Genomic DNA, 1,564 nt, shown 5'->3' with positions numbered 1-1,564 from the left:
TGCGGGAACGGCCTATCCGCTCAATGTGTTCGGCTGAGATCGGAAATCAACCCAAAACGATTTACACCTAATTTCGGGGTTCGTTTACAGGCAATTCGTACGATGCTCACCTGATCTGGCTACACTAATAACTGCTGCTACCAGGTAGTTTCCTGGCGCAGCTTCCATTGGCTCTTGCGAAGATCGGAGCGGTTATGTTTGCTGCCGCGTTCCACACCAGCCGTCACTACATTCTGTTTACTGCCATGGCCTGCCTATGCATTTTGCTGGGCAGGCCTTCTTATGCCGCCGGCGCGGACAGCCTGTTCATTGCGGGCGCCACGTACTACGAGTCGGGTGTATCGGGCCCCGGGTGGGCCTGGACCGATGCCGACCACCTGGAGCTTAACGGCTACACGGGCGAGGCCATCGGCGCCGACGGCGACCTGTTGGTGACGCTGACCGGGCAGAACACTGTTGTCGAGACGAGCGCGCCCGACGTGGACATCTCGCGGTGCGGCATGGAGGTGTGGGGCGATCTGACGCTCCGCGGCACCGGGTCGCTGGCGGCCACAGGCTCGCAGTGCGGGATCTACGTGTCGGGGACGCTCGCGGTGGACGGCTGCAAGGTTGACGTGCGGGCCGACGGCGCCGGCATCTCAGATGCGCGGGTGGCCGGCGTGATCGCGGATGGTCTTGCCGTTCGCGGCAGTGGGCGCGTTGTCGCCGCGGGCGTGCGCGCCTATGGCGTGTGTCTGCTGGGCGGGGCTGCCGGCAGTGGCGCGGCCGGGCAGCTTACCGTCGATTCGTCCTGGCTGGATGCGTCGGGCGCCGACGGCGGCGTCGCCTGCTTGGGCGGGTCGCTTGCATCCGCGCGCTTTGTGGCGCCTGCGGGCGGGGCCTTTGGCGCAGGCGGCGTGGTGGATGCCGACAGGACCGTGGCAGCGCGTGTGACGATCGAGCCCGTGGATGCCACGGCGCCGGCGGGGGAGACCGGTGGGCCCGATGTGCCGGGCGATGGTCCGTCCGCCCCTGGCACCGACCCCGCTACTGGCGAGCCAGCTACAGATCCGTCGACGAATCCCACCCTGAAGCCCGCGGCCGCGACTAAGACGGTGACCACGACCACAGTGACCAACACCACGGCCGCCAAGTCCTCTAGGCTCAAGGCAACCACCGCGACGAACGCCTCGCTCCCCAAAACCAGCGACACAAATTGGATCGCCGTGTCCCTAACGCTATTTCTGCTTGGTTCAGCGTTCCTCGTCACCTCACATTGCTGTTGATGTGGTGAGGAACATCTGGCTTAAATGTAGGAGTTCTGCAGACGCTTTAGAGGCAAAGCTTTCAGTGAAGGAGTGTTGCCTTTTTCATGCGAGCAATGCCGGAGGTGCTGGTAATGTGTGCCGGTGGATGCTCAGTGCATGTGCTTGACCGCGCGCAAGTTTGAAGATAGTATCATGTCAGTGATTAGGGTCCAGAAACTTTCGATGCCTGGAACCGGAGGGGAGCCTGCGGGTTCCCCTTTTATAATATGAGAAAGCCATTGTCAATAGGCATGTTCGTTCGAGCCCGGTTTGAAACC

Annotated in this window: 1 protein-coding gene; it reads left to right on the top strand. The window is 62.5% G+C overall.

Annotated elements, in window-relative coordinates; translation table 11 throughout:
* Positions 1-194 precede the first annotated feature (194 nt).
* The gene (locus tag I2G43_RS01895) at positions 195-1,265 is read left to right on the top strand and encodes a hypothetical protein (RefSeq protein ID WP_195534891.1); all 1,071 of its coding nucleotides are present in this window, start codon (positions 195-197) and stop codon (positions 1,263-1,265) included.
* Positions 1,266-1,564 lie beyond the last annotated feature (299 nt).

Origin of the sequence: Collinsella aerofaciens, from assembly GCF_015557435.1 — a bacterium.
Classification (GTDB): domain Bacteria; phylum Actinomycetota; class Coriobacteriia; order Coriobacteriales; family Coriobacteriaceae; genus Collinsella; species Collinsella aerofaciens_Z.
This window is presented reverse-complemented; position numbering and strand designations above follow the sequence as displayed.

Bases quoted from the DNA above. Each gene is read 5' to 3' on its own strand.
- I2G43_RS01895 (WP_195534891.1), top strand. From the start codon at position 195: ATGTTTGCTGCCGCGTTCCACACCAGCCGTCACTACATTCTGTTTACT.